The following is a 17288-nucleotide window of genomic DNA, read 5'->3' as shown; positions in this document are numbered from 1 at the left end:
GGACATGGTTGCTCCCTCTCCCCGCATGGCGGGGAGAGGGTTGGGGTGAGGGGCCAGGCACAGAGTTGCCACAGCCACGAATTCACCTGACAGGTTTCTATCGACGAAGGTCACTTCCCATCCCAGGGCTTCAGTACATCCTGCTTCATCCGGCGCTGTTCTTCCGGCGGCAGCTTGTAATCGCCCTTGTAGGGCGCACTCTCGAACGAGCCGTAGGTCGGATTGGCGATGGCGATCCAGTCGTGGCCGAAATGCGCCTTGTTGGCTTCGAAGACTTTCTGGCGCTCCTCGACGGTCCCCTTGTACTCGTCGGTAAAGTCGCCGAAATTGTCGCCGAACATCAGGAGAATGCGATAGTTCTTGGCGATGAAGGCGCGGCGCGTGCCCTTGGCCGAACCCCAGTCCGGCTGCTCTTTGGCGCTCAGGAACGTGTCGACATTGTCGCCCATTGGAAAACCGAAGCGTTTCATTTCTTCAACGGTCGGACCTTCCTCATCGGCGGTGCGGTTGGTGACGTAGAAGACCTTCACGCCCTTCGAAGCCGCGTATTGGGTAAATTCCACTGCGCCGGGAATAGGCTTGTCCTGCTGAGCATTCACATATTGCGTCCAGGTATCCGGCTTGAAGCTGGTGCCTGCTGTGATGTTACGCGCCTGATAGGGCGAGGTGTTAAGAATGGTGTCATCGACATCGAGGATGATGGCGGGTGGAAAGTCCTGGAAATTGCCTGTTTGCTCGACCGGAGCTGCGGTCCAGTTCTTGTCGGTCAGCGCTTCGTCGAGCCTGATACGGCCGAGCGCATAGGCACCAAGCGCGTTGGCCTGCGCCTCGACCGATGTCTGGTCCCAAAGAACGGCATTGAGATTGTCGTCTGGCGATGGTGCCGGCAGATCGGCACTGAGAGCCGGCAGGGCGGCGGCAAGGCCAATGGCGGTGATGAGCGTCCTGCGCCCAGAATATCCGTTTCTCACGCTGTTCTCCTTATGCAGAAATCCATGAAATATATCAATGGGTTCTGATGTGCGTCGACATCATGATCCGGATAAGGATAGTTCGTGCTCGCGGGAAATGTGTCAAGTCTGTGACAGTCATCGCAGCATTATTTTTGCGAAACTTTCGTCCCGACGAAAAATGCCGGAGCTCTTTCGAGCCCCGGCACCCATTTCGCGTCATGTACCCGACTTATTTCTTCGCGTCGGCCCAACTCTTGACCAGCTCGTCGTAATTGACGGTGACCGGCTTTTCCTTTTCGCTGGCGACCTTCAGCTGTGGAGCGAGATGACCGTTCTTCACGGCATCGGCGTTCCAATAGGCAAGATCGTGTTCTTCGGCGAGCTTCGGGCCGATATCGCCCTGAACGCCTGCGCGTTCGATGCGCTGCATCACCTTTTCCTGATCGGCGCAGAGCGCATCCATAGCTCCTTGAGCATCCTTGGCACCCGATGCGGCATCGCCGATCGCCTGCCACCAGAGCTGTGCGAGCTTCGGATAGTCAGGGACGTTGGTGCCGGTCGGCGACCACTGCACGCGGGCGGGCGAGCGATAGAACTCGATCAGGCCGCCGAGTTCCGGCGCACGCTTGGTGAAGCTCTTGTCGCGGATGGTGGATTCGCGGATGAAGGTAAGGCCGACATGGCTCTTCTTCACGTCCACCGTCTTCGAGGTGACGAACTGCGCATAGAGCCATGCGGCCTTGGCGCGATCGACAGGAGTCGATTTCATCAGCGTCCAGGAGCCGACGTCCTGGTAGCCGAGCTTCATGCCGTCCTTCCAGTAGACGCCATGCGGAGACGGTGCCATGCGCCACTTCGGCGTGCCATCCGAATTCATGACCGGCAGGCCGGGCTTGACCATATCGGCGGTGAAGGCCGTGTACCAGAAGATCTGCTGGGCGATATTGCCCTGCGACGGAACCGGGCCGGATTCCGAGAAGGTCATGCCCTGCGCTTCCGCCGGAGCATAGGCCTTCAACCAATCGAGATATTTCTGGATCGAATAGACGGCGGCCGGTCCGTTGGTGTCGCCGCCACGCGCGACGCAGGAGCCGACAGGACGGGAGTTGGCATCGACCTTGATGCCCCATTCATCGACCGGCAGGCCGTTCGGCAGGCCCTTGTCGCCGTTGCCGGCCATGGAAAGCCAGGCGTCGGTGAAGCGCCAGCCGAGCGACGGGTCCTTCTTGCCATAGTCCATATGGCCGAAGACCTTCTTGCCATCGACATCGCGACCGGTGAAGAACTGGGCGATATCTTCATAGGCCGACCAGTTGACCGGCACGCCGAGCTCGTAGCCGTACTTGGCCTTGAAATCGGCCTTGTTTTTCGGGTCGTTGAACCAGTCGTAACGGAACCAGTAGAGGTTGGCGAACTGCTGGTCGGGAAGCTGATAAAGCTTCTTGTCCGGAGCAGTCGTAAAGCTGGTGCCGATGAAATCGGCGATATCGAGGCCCGGATTGGTGACGTCCTTGCCCTCGCCAGCCATCCAGTCCGTCAGGTTGCGCACCTGCTTGTAGCGCCAATGCGTGCCGATCAGGTCGGAATCGTTGACCCAGCCGTCATAGAGGTTCTGGCCGGTCTGCATCTGCGTCTGGATCTTCTCGACAACGTCGCCTTCCTGGATGACGTCGTGGGTGACCTTGATGCCTGTTATGGCAGTGAAGGCCGGCGCGAGAACCTGCGATTCATACTGGTGGGTCGTCAGTGTTTCGGACACGACCTTGATTTCCATGCCCTGGAAAGGCTTTGCCGCATCGATGAACCATTGCATTTCCTTTTCCTGGTCGGCGCGCGAGAGCGTCGAGAGATCGCCGATCTCCTTGTCCAGGAATGTCTTGGCTTCGTTCATGCCGGCGTTGGCTGTGCCGGCCAGGGCCAGCAAGGCAACTGCCGTTGTCGTCAAGAGATGCCGTCGCATATATTCCTCCCTACAGGTTGCGAGTGCATTGTCAGCCAGCCGGATTTCCGGCCATCTGTATCGATTTGCCTTACTGCTCCGTATGACCGGATGGGCAACGGGGCGGTAACGGGTTGAATTTCCGCGTCAGACCAGACGGAAGACACCGACGGCGTAGACGACGGAAAGAGCAAGAGCCCACCACAGGCTGGGGCCTCCCAGGCCCAGCCAGGCGAGATGGATGAAGGCGGCGCCGAGCAGCGAAATGAACAGCCGGTCGCCGCGCGTCGTTTCGAAGCGCAGAATGCCGAGGCGCGGATTGCCGCCGGGCGAAAAATATTCCCAGACCGCCATGCCGATCAGCAGAAGCAGGATCGTCGCGAAGAACAGCGCCGTCGGCAGGGTCCAGGCCATCCAGGAAAAGTCTGTGTTCATGGTGGTTTTCCTTTAGACGCGGCCGAGCGCGAAGCCCTTGGCGATGTAGTTGCGGACGAAATAGATGACGAGCGCGCCGGGGATCAGCGTCAGCACGCCGGCGGCGGCAAGCAGGCCCCAATCCATGCCGGCGGCGGAGACCGTGCGCGTCATGATAGCGGCGATCGGCTTGGCGTCGGTTGTCGTCAACGTGCGGGCGATCAGCAGTTCCACCCAAGAGAACATGAAGCAGAAGAAGGCGGCGACGCCGATGCCACTTGCGATCAGGGGAATGAAGATCTTGATGAAGAAGCGCGGGAATGAATAGCCGTCGATATAAGCGGTTTCGTCGATTTCCTTCGGCACGCCGGACATGAAGCCTTCAAGAATCCAGACCGCCAGCGGCACGTTGAACAGGCAATGCGCCAGAGCCACGGCAATGTGGGTATCGATCAGGCCGAAGGCCGAATAAAGCTGAAAGAAGGGCAGGGCGAAAACCGCTGGCGGCGCCATTCGATTGGTCAGCAGCCAGAAGAACACGTGCTTGTCGCCGAGGAAGCGGTAGCGCGAGAAGGCGTAAGCGGCGGGAAGGGCGCAGGCAACCGAGATCACCATGTTCATGACGACATAGGTGATGGAGTTGATATAGCCCTTGTACCAGGACGGATCCGTGAAGATGATCGCATAATTGCGCAGCGTCGGCTGATGCGGATAGAGGGTCAGGCCGCCAATGATTTCCTCATTGGTCTTGAAGCTCATATTGACGAGCCAATAGATCGGCAGCAGCAGGAAGACGATGTAGAGCGTCGGCACAAGCCAGGACCACCGGCCTTTTTCGCCGGGACGGCGGACAACCTGCGCGCCCGTCGCGGTGACGGTATTTGCGGCGGCATCCGACGCTGCCATCTTGTGCATCGCGGCGTCATCGGCCGTGGTGGAGAAGGGTTTGCCGCTCATCGGCTTTCTCCCGCATCGTAATTGGTCATGACGGTGTAGAAGACCCAAGACAGCAGCAGCACGATCAGGAAGTAGATCAGCGACATGGCTGCTGCCGGGCCGAGGTCGAACTGGCCGAGCGCCACCTTCACGAGATCGATCGACAGGAAGGTCGTGGAGTTGCCGGGCCCGCCGCCTGTCACGACGAAGGGTTCGGTATAGATCATGAAACTATCCATGAAGCGCAGCAGCACGGCGATCAGCAGGACGCGGTTCATCTTCGGCAGCTGGATGTAGCGGAAGACGGACCAGCGCGAGGCGCCGTCGATCTTGGCGGCCTGGTAGAAGGCGTCGGGAATGGAGGCGAGGCCGGCATAGCAGAGCAGCACGACGAGGCTCGTCCAATGCCAGACGTCCATGATGACGATCGTCGCCCAGGCGTCTGCCGGATCGGAGACATAGTTGTAGTCGATACCGAGATTGACCAGCACATAGCCCATCAAGCCAATATCGCTGCGGCCGAAGACCTGCCAGATCGTGCCGACGACGTTCCAGGGGATCAGCAGCGGCAAGGCCATCAGCACGAGGCAGACGGGAACGCCGATGCCCTTCTTCGGCATGTTAAGCGCGATGAAGATGCCGAGCGGCACCTCGATCGCCAGGATGACGAAGGAGAAGATCAGGTTGCGGATCATCGAATCCCAGAAACGCCCGGAATGGAGGATCTCTTCAAACCATTGCGTGCCCGCCCAGAAGAAGACGTTGTTGCCGAACGTGTCCTGCACCGAATAGTTCACCACCGTCATCAGCGGGATGACGGCGGAAAAGCCGACCAGCAGCAGAACCGGAATGAGCATGAACCAGGCTTTGTTGTTCCAGGTCTTGTCCATCGTCAGGCTCCCATCTCGACGCGCCAGGAGTCGGCGTAAATATTGATGCCGGCCGGATCGAAGGCGATATGCGGCTCGGCCGGCACCGTCTGGTCCTCGCCGATGACGGCGACGATATCCTGGCCGTCGAGCTTGGCGCGGACCACCTTGCGGCGGCCGAGATCCTCGACCTTGGTGACGGTGGCGGGCATGCCGTCGCGGCCGATGCGGACGAATTCGGGGCGGATGCCGAGCTCGGAACGGCCGAACCGCTTCTCTTTAGGCGCGCCGGGCAGTGTGATCGTGCGGTTGCCGATGCGCGCGCTGCTGCCTTCGATTTCGACGGGCATGACATTCATGCCGGGCGAGCCGATGAAATAGCCGACGAAGGTGTGGCGCGGACGCTCGAAAAGGTCGTTCGGCGTGCCGATCTGCACCACTTCGCCATTGTACATGACCACGACCTTGTCGGCGAAGGTCAGCGCTTCCGTCTGGTCGTGGGTGACATAGACCATGGTGAAGCCAAAGCGGCGGTGCAGCTGCTTCAGCTGCGAACGCAGCACCCATTTCATGTGCGGGTCGATGACGGTCAACGGTTCGTCGAACAGGATGGCGTTGACGTCGGAGCGCACGAGACCGCGGCCGAGCGAGATCTTCTGCTTGGCGTCGGCGGTCAGACCCCGCGCCTTGCGGTGGGCGCTGTCGGAAAGGCCGATCATCTCGATGATCTCATCGACCTTGCGCTTCACTTCGGCCTCCGGAATATGCCGGTTGCGCAGTGGGAAGGCGAGATTGTCGTAGACGGTCATTGTGTCGTAGACGACCGGGAACTGGAAAACCTGCGCTATGTTGCGCTCCTGGGTCGACAGCCGGGTCACGTCCTTGCCGTCGAAGAGGATGCGGCCTTCGGAAGCCTGCACCAGACCGGAAACGATGTTGAGAAGCGTGGTCTTGCCGCAGCCCGAGGGGCCCAGCAGAGCGTAGGCGCTGCCGTCTTCCCAGCTGTGATTGACTTCCTTCAGCGCATAGTCGGCGTCGGATTTGGGGTGGTCGTTATAGGCGTGCCGGATGTGGTCGAGATCGATGCGGGCCATAGTCCCTCCTCAGGCGGCTTGTTGCAGGGCGGGAGTGACGGCGGCGCCATCGGTGTCGAAGACCATGATGTGGCGCGGGTCGATATAGACGTCGATCGCATCGTCGACATCTATATCCTGCACGCCCTGGGTCAGCATCACCCAGCGATGCCCGGCAAAGTCGATATGAATGAAGCTCTCGGAGCCGGTAATCTCCGTCACCATGACCCTTGCCGGAGCGGCAACGGCCTCCGGCGTCTGAGGCGATAGAGCGAGGTGGTGCGGCTGAAATGCGATCGTGTAGCGGCCATCCGGCCGGTCTTCCAAACCCCTCGGTACAGGCAGGCGGATGTTGCTGTCGAGTACGAATTCCCGACCGCGCTTGTCGAGCGTCATCGTGTTCAGCGGTGGATCGGCAAAAGTGGTCGCGGTAATCAAGTCATGAGGATTGCGGAAGACATCGATCGTCGATCCGAATTGCGTGATGCGGCCTTCTGCCAGGGTCGCGGTGTTACCTCCCAGAAGCAGCGCTTCGGAAGGTTCGGTGGTCGCATAGACGAAAATCGCGCCGGATTCAGCGAAGATCTTCGGCAATTCGGCGCGCAGTTCCTCGCGCAGCTTGTAGTCGAGATTGGCGAGCGGCTCGTCGAGCAGCACGAGGCCAGCATTCTTGACGATGGCGCGGGCAAGGGCCGTACGCTGTTGCTGGCCGCCGGAAAGGCTCAAGGGGAGGCGATCAAGGAAGGGACCAAGCCGCAAAAGATCGGCTGCCTTTTTTACTTCCTTGTCGATGGACGCCGCGCTCTTGCCGCTCAGCCGCATCGGCGAGGCGATATTGTCGTAGACGGTCATCGCGGGATAGTTGATGAATTGCTGGTAGACCATGGCAACGTTGCGCCGCTGCACCGGCAGCCCGGTGACATCCTTCCCATCGACGTGGATTGTGCCCGTGGTCGGCTTGTCGAGCCCGGCCATCAGCCGCATCAGCGAGGTCTTGCCCGAAAGCGTCGGTCCGAGCAGCACATTCAGCGTGCCGCGCTGCAGCGTCAGGTTCGTTTCCGCGATATGCGTTTCGCCACTGACCGACTTCGACACGTTTCTGAGTTCAAGCACGATAGGCTCCTTCTACACGTCGCATGCCGGAGCCGCGACGGACTGCTGGCCGCAAGGCCTGTTTTTTGCCCACTGAATAGCGATCGGCAGCATCACGGAGCGATGCCTTCGGCCAAGATCGGCATAGGGGCAGAATGCCATGCGTTTTCAACAAATTGATAAGAATTAAATAGCCGCACAGACGCGAATTGCCGCGAGCTGTATGCGAGCGATTCACGCCGCAGGCGATCATCGTCGATAGGCTTCGCACCATGCGAAACGGAAGGCCCGATTCGTCCTGTAAGGACACGGCAAGCCTGCTTGACAGGATTGCGGCCTGCGGCGCAATCGATGCCGTCTATCCTGTCGTTTTGAGCTTTGGACAATGATATCTCCCCCTGTTTCGGTTTCTACTCCTCAAGCTAAAACCGAAACTATAATGACGATAAATGAAGCTAAAGGAATGTCAAACGAAAATTCGGCGAATCCCGATTGCCCGCTGAAAGCCGGGTCTGAGGACGATTTTCCCGCCAACGGGGGTAAAATCGGTAAGCGATTGATCGGGATTGGAAATGCCCGAAATCCTTGCGTCGATCGCGAAAAATAAACCGATGGTTCCGGGCCTTTTTCGCCGCCTTACCCGCATGACGGTCAGGCGAATTGCCGGCGGGAGCGGCGTTTCCACCATTCGAAAGGGTCGTCTTTACGCCGCGCGTGGCCGAAATTACTGGCTCTAAAGCCAGTTGATACGTTTGAGCACCCAGAGCGTCGCAATCGAGGTAATCGTGACGAAGGCGACGATGATGATGAAAGCCCAGGTGTCATTGACGCCGGGAATGCCGCCGACATTCATGCCGAAGAGCCCGGCCACCACGCTCGGCGGCAGGAGCAGGGCGGCAAGGGCGGCGAGGCGGTTGGAGTTGCGGGCGATGCGCTCGCTGATGACGGTCGAGAGGTCGTCATGCAGGATGCTGGTGCGGTCGCGGATGGCGTCGAGATATTCGATGTAACGCATCAGCTTGTCGATGACCTCGCGCATGCGCAGCTTATCGCGTTCGGCAAGCCAGGGCGCATCGTCATGCTCGATACGGTTCAGCGCGTCGCGCTGCGGGGCGAGGTAGCGGCGAAGCTGCACGGCGCGCCGGCGCAGCAGCTTCAGCCGTTCGCGCACCTGGCCGGCTTCGCCGTGAAAGATGAGCTCGTCGAGCTCGTCCACCTCTTCGTCCATGGCGTCGAGCACCGGTTCGAGATCGCGCACCAGCTTGTCGCCGATCAGGGCGAGCAGGTCGCCGGAGCGCTGCGGCCCTTTCTTCTTCTCCAACGACAGGCGGATATCGCGTAGTGCCGTGATGTAGTGGCCGCTGTCGCGCAGCGATATGATGCGGTTCGCGTCGATCCAAAGATGCAGGGGCACGAGGTCTATATCCGCGGGTTTCTGCGTCGCGCCGTCAGGCGAGGTCGCGCAGACGCCGCGCAGGATGATCAGCAGTCCGTCGCCCACCGGCTCGACGCGCGGGCGGGATTCTTCCTCCAGCAGAGCTTCGATGACAAAAGGATCGAGACCGCTCTTGTGGGCGATCCAGTCGGCGGTTGCCGGATGGTCGCGTTCGAGGTGCAGCCAGATGACGCCCTCCGCCGGCTTCCAGGCGCAGACCTGATCCATATTGAGCTGCTGCCTGCAGCCGCCATGGCCGTCGAGCAGGGAAGCGAAGCGCAACCCTGGTTCGATGCCGTAGCTGACGGTCGAGGTGTTCGTTGCTTCCATGGCGCCTTGATCCATCCATCCTCCATGGCAGCAAAAAAGCGCAAGCAGCACAAGAGCTTGTGGCGTGCCGGCAATATTCTACCAGTTCGGTTCAGAGTGGCAAGGTGGGGATGGATAGTGCGTCGAAATCCTCATCCGACCCGCCGGGCCACCTTCTCCCGAGAGGAGAAGGTGCTTACGGCGCTGGCGGGCCTCATATGCAATTGCCCTGCCGCTTGCGGGGAGAGAGTTAGGGTTAGGGGCAATCCTTGCTCATAAATCAGAAAAAGGCAGGTGCCTTAGCGTGCCGCCCAGTTGGCGCCGCGGCGGAAGATAGTTTTCATCTGCGGCACCGCGAATTCCTTGGCCTGGTGGCCCAGCGAGGAATAGAAGACGCGGCCCTTGCCGTATTTGCGCTTCCAGGCGACCGGCATGACGACGCCGTCGATCCAGTAGGCATGGTCGCCGGTGAAGGTCGTGGTCGCCAGCACCTCGTTCGATGGGTCGACATGCATGTAATATTGCTCCGACGTGTAGGGGAAATCGTTAATCCCCTCCATGATCGGATCATCGGGCCGCGTGATATTGACCGTGTAATCGATGATATTGCCGGGATGGGCAACCCATTGGCCGCCGATGATGAACTGATATTCGACGCTTTCGCGGAAACTATCGCCGGCGCCGCCGTGATAGCCGGCTATGCCGACGCCGCTTTCGATTGCGGCGGCAAGGTTCTTCACCTCCTCCTTCTCGATCTTCGACATGGTGACGATCGGCACGATCAGGCTGAGATCGTGGATCGAGGGATCGGCGAATGCCTCGGTGCTGTTTTCGAGATAGACCTTGAAGCCGTCCTCCTCCAGCATGTCGCGGATGATATGGGCGCATTCGTGCGGTTCGTGGCCGCTCCAGCCGCCCCAGACGATAAGTGCTTCACGCATGATAATCCTCCTGAAATTACTTGGTTAGCGGCCGATCTGCCCATCCACCAGGGATTCGGACAGAGGGGCCGGACGCTCCGTTTGCGTCGTGATGGTGACCGTGCGACCCGTATCGGAGGCCGTCTGGAAGGCTTCCATGACTTCGAGCACATGCAGCGCGAGGCTGCCATTGGCGCGGTGCGGACGGTTCCAGCGGATGGCGTGCGCCATGTCTGCGACGCCGAGCGAGCGGTAATTGCCGTCCGCATAGGGCGCGGTGATCTCGCGCTCGGCAAATTCACCGCCCTTCTTCAGGAACTCCACCGGTCCGCCGAAACGGTTGGGGTCGGGCACGATCAGCGTGCCTTCGGTGCCATAGACTTCGAGCGGCACATGCTTGTGGCCGGCGACATCGAAGCTCATGCCGATCTGGACGACCGCGCCGCTGGCAAAGGCCATGACGCCGGCAACATGTGTCGGCACATGCACGGGGATGTGCTCGCCATTGCGCGGTTCGCTGGTGATGATGCGTTCCTTGCGCGGCGTGACGGCAAAGCCGGCAACCTGCGAGACAGGGCCGAGCAGGTTGACGAGATCGGTGATGTAATAGGGTCCCATATCAAGCATCGGGCCGCCGCCGACTTCGTAATAGAAAGCCGGATTCGGATGCCAGCGCTCATGACCGGGGCACATGAAGGTAGCGGTGCCGCCGACCGGGATACCGATCGCGCCCTCGTCGATGATGGCACGCGCCGTCTGGTGACCGCCGCCGAGGAAGGTATCGGGGGCTGCGCCGATGCGTAGGCCCTTGGCGGCCGCGGCATCCGCAAGCGTCTTGCCCTCGGCGAAATTGATGCCGAGCGGCTTTTCCGAATAGGTATGCTTGCCGGCGTTCAGCGCCTGCAGACCGACGGCGACATGCGCCTTCGGAATGGTCAGGTTGACGATGATCTCGATCGAAGGGTCGGCCAGAAGGGTGGCGATATCGACCGCCTTCAGGCCGAATTCGGCAGCCTTTGCCTCCGCGAGCTCGCGATTGAGGTCGGCCACACCTTTGATGTCGAGAATGGGAAAGGATTTCATGGCAGTGAGATAGGCGCCGGAAATGTTCCCGCAGCCGATGATGCCGATGCCGACCTTGTTCATAAAATTCCTCCAGATGAATTGTCTTTGCTGTCCCGCGAAATCAGAGAGCCGGTGCCGGCCCTGTCGTTCCCCAGGGCGATTCGTAGAGTTCGCGCAGTGCGACGACCGCGGCGCCCTGCGCCCAGGTCTCGTCGGTCGACTGGTCGAAAACGAGTTCGGTCACGCCCTTGATCGATGGCGGAATGGCCAGCGAATAGGTCTCCTGCAGGCTGTCGAGGAAGGGCTGGCCGAGCGCCAGGCTTGATCCCACAAGAATGACGCGCGGCGGAGCAAACAGCGTGACGATGTTGGCGAGCGCCATGCCGCAGGCTTCGCCGGCGCGGATGGCAGCATTGATCAGCGAGACGTCTTCAGCATCGATCAGCGTCTTGGCGTGCGCCATTCCACGGCCGAGGCGGATGGCTTCGGCGAAGCGGCCGCCGCCTGGCTGATCACCGAGAATGGCGCTTTCGCCGGCAAGGCTCGCCAATCTGACGGTGCCTTGTGAGCCTATGCCAAGCACGAGGTCGCCAAGATTATGGCTGAGGCCGCCTGCGCCGCGAAACAGCTGACCGCCATGCAGCACGCCAAGCCCCAGCGTTTGTTCCAAGGACACCAGCACCATGTCGTCCAGGTCTCTGGCCTTGCCGAACCAGTGATGGGCAAGCGTGATGGCATGCGCATCGCTTTCGACGATGGTGGTCACGCCCAGCCGCTCCGACATTTCCTTGGCGAAATCGACGCCCGTCTCGCGGAAGATCGGGCTGGTGCGGATATGGCCGGTGCGGTGCTCGACGACGCCGGGTAGGCCGAGGCAGACGGAATCGATTTCGTCGAGCGCCAGATTGGCATCGACGACGCAGCGGCGCACCCCATCCTCAATGAGATCGGCGATGACGCCGATCGGCTGCCGGTCGACGCGCAGCGCAAGCGTCAATGTCGAAAGAACCTCGCCGCAAAAGTCCGTCACGACGAAGACCATGCGATTGGCGGCAATTTTCGCGCCGACGACGCGCGCGGCATCGGGATTGAGCTCCAGCATGACGCGGGGTCGGCCGCGGCTGGCCGCCTCGCGCAAGTCGCCTTCCGTGCGGGCCAGAATCAACCCGTCATCCAGCAGCGAGGCCGTGATCGCCGAGACTGTCGTAGTCGAAAGCTGGGTGCGATCGCTGATTTCGATACGCGCGATGGAGCCCGCCCGCCGGATCGTATCCAGCACATTGAAGCGGTTTATCGCCCGCATAAGCTCGGGGTCTGCTGTTTTCATGAGATTGACGCCGAATGACGGACCCGCTCGGCTGCGGCCTGGTATTTTTAACGGAATGCGAATTAAATAACCTATGGCCATTGCCCAATGTCAAGCCATTTCGCGGCTAATCTGCCGAAAATTTAACGAAGGCGGTTGACATTTTAGCAAAGCTCCGTTGAATTATTCCGCATAAGGGAAAAAATAGTGAGGCTCTTGGTTCCCTTGGGAGGAGAAAATCATGATCCATCTACGTGGGGCCAAAGCCCTTCGCATTGCCGCTGTTGCCGCTACGACCGGACTGGCGATTCTCGCCGGCGCGACGGGCGCTGCCGCCGACACCGTCGTCAAATGGCTGCATCTGGAAACCGATCCGAACTATGTCGCGGTCTGGCGCAAGATCGCGGATCAATATGAGGCCAAGCATCCCGGCACGAAGATCGAGATGCAGTTCCTGGCCAATGAAGCCTTCAAGGCGAAGCTGCCGACGCTCCTGCAATCGAAGGATGCTCCCGATTTCTTCTTCAGCTGGGGCGGCGGGGTGCTCAAGCAGCAACAGGCGACGGGCACGCTGCTGGACCTGACCGCGGCGATGAACGCCAAGGATGGCGCCTGGCTGAAGAGCTACAATCAGGCAGCCATCAAGGGCCTGACCTTCGATAACAAGATCAGCGCCGTACCCTACAAGCTCGGCACGGTTTCCTTCTTCTATAACAAGGCCTTGTTCGCCAAGGCGGGCGTCGATGCCGGCGCTATCAAGACTTGGGACGATTATCTGGCCGCGGTCAAGAAGATCAAGGCTGCTGGCATTGCGCCGATCGCCGGCGGTGGCGGCGAGAAATGGCCGATCCATTTCTACTGGAGCTATCTGGTGATGCGCGACGGTGGTCAGCAGGTCTTCAACGACGCCAAGAATGGCAAGGGCAACGGTTTCAACGATCCGGCGATCATCAAGGCCGGCGAGCAGCTTGCCGAGCTTGGCAAGCTCGAACCCTTCCAGCCCGGCTATCTCGGCACCACCTGGCCGCAGGCGCTCGGTGTCTTCGGCGATGGCAAGGCTGCGATGATCCTCGGCTTCGAAAATACGGTCGCCAACCAGCGCACCAATTCCGGCGACGGCAAGGGACTGGCGGCTGACAATATCGGCCGCTTCGCCTTCCCGGCCGTGACCGGCGGGGCAGGTCTTGCCACGGATACACTCGGGGGCCTGAATGGCTGGGCCGTCACCAAGAAGGCTCCGCCCGAAGCGCTTGATTTCCTCGCTTATCTCACCAATGCCGAAAACGAGCGCGCCATGGCGCAGGCCGGCATGATCATCCCGGTCGCCGTCGGCGCTGAGGACGGCGTCAAGGGTCCGTTGATGCACGAGGCCGCCGACCAGCTGGCGCATTCGACGTGGCATCAGAACTTCTTCGACCAGGATCTCGGCCCCTCCGTCGGACGCGTCGTCAACGATGTGGCCGTCGGCATCGTCTCCGGCCAGATCACGCCGAAGGACGGCGCGCAGCAGGTCCAGGATGCTTTCGAGCAGGACCAGCTCTAGCGCCATCCGGCGCCGGCCTCTCCCTTGTGCCGGCGCCGGTTCTTCTTTGAACTGCAACTGTCGAGACTGTTCATGATCGATGTCAGCGCCACGACCGCCATGCCCTCCGTCGCAAGAGCGAGACCCGCAACGAAGCGAAAATCGCCGGCTGCGCGTGGCCGCCTCCCCGTCATTCTGCTGTTTCTGCCGCCGGCGCTGCTGCTTTTCACCATCTTCGTCATCCTGCCGATGGGGGAAGCGGCTTGGTACAGCCTCTATCGCTGGAATGGCTATGGTCCGCCGACCGAGTTTGTGGGACTGCGCAATTTCCAGGTGCTGTTCAAGAACGGCGCCTTCCTGACGTCGCTCAAGAACAATGCACTTATCATTGTCGTATCGATCGCGGTCCAGGTGCCGCTTGCCATCTGGCTGGCGACGATGCTGGCGCATCGCATTCGCGGCGTCGTGCTCTTCCGGCTGATCTTCTTCCTGCCCTATGTGCTGGCCGAAGTGGCCGCCGGCCTGATCTGGCGCTTCGTCTATGACGGCGATTACGGCCTGTTTGCCGCGATCGCGCATTTCCTCGGCACGCCCACACCCTATGTGCTCGCTGACAAGGATCTGGCGATGTACGCCGTGCTCGGCGTCATCGTGTGGAAATATTTCGGCTTTCACATGATGCTGTTCATCGCCGGCATGCAATCCCTGGACAAGAGCGTGCTGGAGGCGGCCGAAATCGATGGTGCCACCGGCTGGCAGAAGTTCCGCTACGTGACGCTGCCGCTGCTCGGCTCGACGCTGCGTCTCTCCGTCTTCTTCGCCGTGGTGGGATCGCTGCAGCTCTTCGACATGATCATGCCGCTCACCGGCGGCGGCCCGTTCAACTCGACCCAGACGATGGTGACCTTCCTCTACAATTTCGGCGTCACCCGCATGCAGGTCGGCCTCGGCAGCGCCGTCGGCGTCGTGCTGTTTGTGATCTGCGTCACCCTCGCCTTCGGCTACAAACGGATATTTATGCGCAATGACTGATCTGGCCTCATCCGTTCGACTGACCACCGGCACGAAGATCTATCTCTATGTATCGCTGACCATCATTGCCGCGATCGTGCTGATCCCGCTGCTGACGACCGCGCTCGGCGGCTTCAAGACCCTCGGCGATCTCCGCACCAATCCCTTCGGCCTGCCGGCCGAGTGGCATTTCGAGAACTACACTGGCATCCTCTTCGGCGACCGCTACTGGCGGCAAATGATGAATTCCTTGATCATCGCCGTGCTGACAGTGTTCCTGACGCTGTCCGTCTCGGCGATGGCTGCCTTCGCCTTCGCCCATGTGAAATTCTTCGGCTCGAACTTCCTGCTGAACTATTTCCTGATAGGCCTGATGTTCCCGGCGGCGACCGCCATCCTGCCGCTCTTCATCCGAATCCGCGATCTCGGCCTGCTTAATACCTATTGGGGCGTCGTGCTGCCGCAGGTGGCTTTCGGCCTCGGCATGAGCATCCTGCTCTTCCGGAATTATTTTCGAAACCTCCCGGAAGAATTGTTCCAGGCGGCCTTTGTCGATGGCTGCGGCTATATCCGCTTCTTCTGGCATATCTCGCTGCCGCTTTCGCGGCCGATCATCGCGACCGTCAGCATCATCTCCTTCGTCGGCAGCTGGAACAGCTACATTCTGCCGCTGATCATGCTGAACTCGGATTCGATCTATCCCTGGCCGCTCGGCATGATGGTCTATAGCGGCGAATTCGGCACGGAATGGGAGCTGGTGCTCGCCTTCATCACGTTGACCATCCTGCCGACCGTCATCGTCTTCTTCCTGGCGCAGAAGCACATCATTGCCGGCCTCACCGCCGGCGCGGTGAAATCCTGAGCCTTACTGGAGCAAACAACATGGCATCCGTCGAACTGCACAACATCCATAAGGCCTATGGGGCGCTCACCGTCATCCACGACATCTCGCTTTCGATCGAGGATGGCGAGTTCATCGCGCTCGTCGGCCCCTCCGGCTGCGGCAAGTCCACGCTGCTGCGGATGATCGCCGGGTTGGAAGAAATTACCGACGGCGACGTGTCGATCGGTGGGCAGGTGGTCAACTCGATGACGCCGCGCGAGCGCAACATCGCCATGGTCTTCCAGTCCTACGCGCTCTATCCGCACATGACGGTTGCCGAGAACATGGGCTTCAACCTCAAACTCTCGGGTGAGACCAAGCAGGTGATAGAGCAGCGTGTCAATGAAGCGGCTCGCATGCTCGATCTCACCAAGCTGCTCGATCGCAAGCCGGCGCAGCTTTCCGGCGGCCAGCGCCAGCGCGTCGCCATGGGCCGGGCCATTGTGCGCAACCCGGCCGTCTTCCTGTTCGACGAGCCGCTCTCCAACCTCGATGCGAAGTTGCGCGTGCAAATGCGTTCGGAAATCAAGGCGCTGCATCAGAAGGTGCAGACCACCTCGATCTATGTCACACACGATCAGATCGAAGCGATGACGCTGGCCGACCGCATCGTCGTGTTGAACCAGGGCCGCATCGAGCAGCAGGGCACGCCGATCGAGCTTTACCGCAAGCCGGCCAATCTCTTCGTCGCCGGCTTCATCGGCTCGCCGGCCATGAATTTCCTCGACGGCGTGGTCGAGGGCGTCGAGGGCTCGCCAGCCGTGCGGCTGAAGGACAGCACGCCGATCCGCATTGCCGGGGAACGCAAGGTGAAGGCGGGCCAGAGCGTGAAGATTGGTCTGAGGCCCGAGCATCTGAGCCTTGCGAGCGGCGGTTCGCCGCTCACGGGGCAGACGCTACTCGTCGAGCCCACCGGCGCGCAGACGCATGTGCTCTTCGACCTCGCCGGTGAGCAGGTGACGGCCGTCGTCGATGGCGAGGCGCCGGTGCGCTATGGGCAACCGCTGAATGTTTCGGTGAGCCCGGAGCAGGTCTATGTCTTCGATGCCGCGAGCGGTCTTGCTCTTTAAGTCCTCACATCGATCGAATCGACGCGATCCGGATAGAAGGCCATGTAGTTCTTGATCCGGCTGACGGATGCATAGGGATTTTCGTAAGTCCAGATGGCATTCGCCGAGCGCTCGCCGCCGGCCGGGATGCTGTAATAGGAGCATTCCCCCTTGTAGGGGCAATAGGTTTCGTGGCTGGTCCTTTCCAGCAACGACATATCGACATCCTTGCGCGGGATATAGATCACGGCCGGATAGGATGCTTCCTTGAGCGACAACGCCTCATGCGTGTCGGCGATAACCTTGCCGGCGACGGAGACGATGACATGGGCCTGCTTGTCTTCAATCGTGATCGGATGATCCGGACCGGGGATCTTGACTGGTCTTTCGGACATTCCTGCTCTCCTCAGCTTTGATGACAGTCAGCAGAGTTTAATTCTGCCGCGGCTTATGTGGCTGCGGCAGAACCAGATTCACCTGACGCTCTCAGTTCAAATGCATATAGGAAGCAT

At 60.5% G+C, this 17288-nt stretch carries 17 protein-coding genes; 4 read left to right on the top strand and 13 right to left on the bottom strand.

The genetic code is table 11. From position 1 onward, the window contains the following. Window positions 1-110: 110 nt before the first annotated feature. The 12 genes from ACK83U_RS15545 to ACK83U_RS15490 all read right to left on the bottom strand — a co-directional run bounded on the left by ACK83U_RS15545 (window position 111) and on the right by ACK83U_RS15490 (window position 12332). Window positions 111-971: an HAD family acid phosphatase gene (locus tag ACK83U_RS15545; protein ID WP_112606700.1), complete on the bottom strand. Its 861-nt coding sequence runs from the start codon at window positions 969-971 to the stop codon at window positions 111-113. Window positions 972-1182: 211 nt separating this feature from the next. Beyond that, window positions 1183-2913 (bottom strand): ABC transporter substrate-binding protein, encoded by a 1731-nt coding sequence (locus ACK83U_RS15540; RefSeq protein ID WP_112336220.1) that lies wholly within the window; start codon window positions 2911-2913, stop codon window positions 1183-1185. Between the two features lie 126 nt (window positions 2914-3039). Beyond that, window positions 3040-3327, bottom strand: coding sequence for a DUF2160 domain-containing protein (locus ACK83U_RS15535; RefSeq protein WP_112336221.1), 288 nt, complete (start codon window positions 3325-3327; stop codon window positions 3040-3042). Between the two features lie 12 nt (window positions 3328-3339). Continuing rightward, window positions 3340-4212 (bottom strand): carbohydrate ABC transporter permease, encoded by an 873-nt coding sequence (locus ACK83U_RS15530; RefSeq protein WP_412474858.1) that lies wholly within the window; start codon window positions 4210-4212, stop codon window positions 3340-3342. A 47-nt stretch (window positions 4213-4259) separates the two neighbouring features. Next, complete coding sequence (locus tag ACK83U_RS15525; protein ID WP_112606698.1) at window positions 4260-5132, bottom strand: carbohydrate ABC transporter permease; 873 nt, start codon at window positions 5130-5132, stop codon at window positions 4260-4262. Window positions 5133-5134: 2 nt separating this feature from the next. Further along, window positions 5135-6205, bottom strand: coding sequence for an ABC transporter ATP-binding protein (locus ACK83U_RS15520; RefSeq protein WP_112336224.1), 1071 nt, complete (start codon window positions 6203-6205; stop codon window positions 5135-5137). A 9-nt stretch (window positions 6206-6214) separates the two neighbouring features. Then, window positions 6215-7297 carry an ABC transporter ATP-binding protein gene (locus tag ACK83U_RS15515; RefSeq protein ID WP_112606696.1) on the bottom strand — a complete coding sequence of 361 codons (1083 nt, stop codon included), beginning with the start codon at window positions 7295-7297 and terminating at the stop codon, window positions 6215-6217. 92 nt (window positions 7298-7389) lie between these two features. Continuing rightward, window positions 7390-7662 carry a hypothetical protein gene (locus tag ACK83U_RS15510; protein ID WP_112606694.1) on the bottom strand — a complete coding sequence of 91 codons (273 nt, stop codon included), beginning with the start codon at window positions 7660-7662 and terminating at the stop codon, window positions 7390-7392. A 347-nt stretch (window positions 7663-8009) separates the two neighbouring features. Next, window positions 8010-9056: a zinc transporter ZntB gene (locus ACK83U_RS15505; RefSeq protein WP_112336227.1), complete on the bottom strand. Its 1047-nt coding sequence runs from the start codon at window positions 9054-9056 to the stop codon at window positions 8010-8012. A gap of 263 nt (window positions 9057-9319) precedes the next feature. After that, window positions 9320-9961: a ThuA domain-containing protein gene (locus tag ACK83U_RS15500; RefSeq protein WP_112606692.1), complete on the bottom strand. Its 642-nt coding sequence runs from the start codon at window positions 9959-9961 to the stop codon at window positions 9320-9322. 24 nt (window positions 9962-9985) lie between these two features. Then, window positions 9986-11086, bottom strand: coding sequence for a Gfo/Idh/MocA family protein (locus ACK83U_RS15495; RefSeq protein ID WP_112606690.1), 1101 nt, complete (start codon window positions 11084-11086; stop codon window positions 9986-9988). Window positions 11087-11126: 40 nt separating this feature from the next. After that, on the bottom strand, window positions 11127-12332 hold the full coding sequence (locus ACK83U_RS15490; RefSeq protein WP_112606688.1) for an ROK family transcriptional regulator: 1206 nt from the start codon (window positions 12330-12332) through the stop codon (window positions 11127-11129). A 220-nt stretch (window positions 12333-12552) separates the two neighbouring features. Here ACK83U_RS15490 and ACK83U_RS15485 point away from each other — a divergent pair, with 220 nt between their 5' ends. The 4 genes from ACK83U_RS15485 to ACK83U_RS15470 all read left to right on the top strand — a co-directional run bounded on the left by ACK83U_RS15485 (window position 12553) and on the right by ACK83U_RS15470 (window position 16797). Then, window positions 12553-13854 carry an ABC transporter substrate-binding protein gene (locus tag ACK83U_RS15485; RefSeq protein ID WP_112606686.1) on the top strand — a complete coding sequence of 434 codons (1302 nt, stop codon included), beginning with the start codon at window positions 12553-12555 and terminating at the stop codon, window positions 13852-13854. 99 nt (window positions 13855-13953) lie between these two features. Further along, entirely contained in the window at window positions 13954-14865 is a 912-nt protein-coding gene (locus ACK83U_RS15480) for a carbohydrate ABC transporter permease (RefSeq protein ID WP_412474857.1), read from the top strand. After that, entirely contained in the window at window positions 14858-15706 is an 849-nt protein-coding gene (locus ACK83U_RS15475; RefSeq protein WP_015341575.1) for a carbohydrate ABC transporter permease, read from the top strand. Before ACK83U_RS15480 ends, ACK83U_RS15475 begins: the two co-directional genes overlap by 8 nt. A 20-nt stretch (window positions 15707-15726) precedes the next feature. Then, complete coding sequence (locus tag ACK83U_RS15470) at window positions 15727-16797, top strand: ABC transporter ATP-binding protein (protein ID WP_112606682.1); 1071 nt, start codon at window positions 15727-15729, stop codon at window positions 16795-16797. Here ACK83U_RS15470 and ACK83U_RS15465 read toward each other — a convergent pair. After that, window positions 16794-17171, bottom strand: a complete 378-nt coding sequence (locus ACK83U_RS15465; RefSeq protein WP_112606680.1) for a DUF427 domain-containing protein — start codon at window positions 17169-17171, stop codon at window positions 16794-16796. The two genes, ACK83U_RS15470 and ACK83U_RS15465, sit on opposite strands and share 4 nt — an antisense overlap. Window positions 17172-17288 lie beyond the last annotated feature (117 nt).

Source organism: Rhizobium sp. WW22, from assembly GCF_047041135.1.
Lineage (GTDB): Bacteria > Pseudomonadota > Alphaproteobacteria > Rhizobiales > Rhizobiaceae > Rhizobium.
The sequence above is the reverse complement of the archived record's forward strand: the minus strand, read 5'-3'. Positions and strand labels throughout refer to the sequence as shown.

Bases quoted from the DNA above. Each gene is read 5' to 3' on its own strand.
- ACK83U_RS15475 (WP_015341575.1), top strand. From the start codon at position 14,858: ATGACTGATCTGGCCTCATCCGTTCGACTGACCACCGGCACGAAGATC.
- ACK83U_RS15495 (WP_112606690.1), bottom strand. From the start codon at position 11,086: ATGAACAAGGTCGGCATCGGCATCATCGGCTGCGGGAACATTTCCGGC.
- ACK83U_RS15470 (WP_112606682.1), top strand. From the start codon at position 15,727: ATGGCATCCGTCGAACTGCACAACATCCATAAGGCCTATGGGGCGCTC.
- ACK83U_RS15535 (WP_112336221.1), bottom strand. From the start codon at position 3,327: ATGAACACAGACTTTTCCTGGATGGCCTGGACCCTGCCGACGGCGCTG.
- ACK83U_RS15485 (WP_112606686.1), top strand. From the start codon at position 12,553: ATGATCCATCTACGTGGGGCCAAAGCCCTTCGCATTGCCGCTGTTGCC.
- ACK83U_RS15540 (WP_112336220.1), bottom strand. From the start codon at position 2,913: ATGCGACGGCATCTCTTGACGACAACGGCAGTTGCCTTGCTGGCCCTG.
- ACK83U_RS15530 (WP_412474858.1), bottom strand. From the start codon at position 4,212: ATGGCAGCGTCGGATGCCGCCGCAAATACCGTCACCGCGACGGGCGCG.
- ACK83U_RS15480 (WP_412474857.1), top strand. From the start codon at position 13,954: ATGCCCTCCGTCGCAAGAGCGAGACCCGCAACGAAGCGAAAATCGCCG.
- ACK83U_RS15525 (WP_112606698.1), bottom strand. From the start codon at position 5,132: ATGGACAAGACCTGGAACAACAAAGCCTGGTTCATGCTCATTCCGGTT.
- ACK83U_RS15465 (WP_112606680.1), bottom strand. From the start codon at position 17,171: ATGTCCGAAAGACCAGTCAAGATCCCCGGTCCGGATCATCCGATCACG.
- ACK83U_RS15500 (WP_112606692.1), bottom strand. From the start codon at position 9,961: ATGCGTGAAGCACTTATCGTCTGGGGCGGCTGGAGCGGCCACGAACCG.
- ACK83U_RS15520 (WP_112336224.1), bottom strand. From the start codon at position 6,205: ATGGCCCGCATCGATCTCGACCACATCCGGCACGCCTATAACGACCAC.
- ACK83U_RS15490 (WP_112606688.1), bottom strand. From the start codon at position 12,332: ATGAAAACAGCAGACCCCGAGCTTATGCGGGCGATAAACCGCTTCAAT.
- ACK83U_RS15505 (WP_112336227.1), bottom strand. From the start codon at position 9,056: ATGGATCAAGGCGCCATGGAAGCAACGAACACCTCGACCGTCAGCTAC.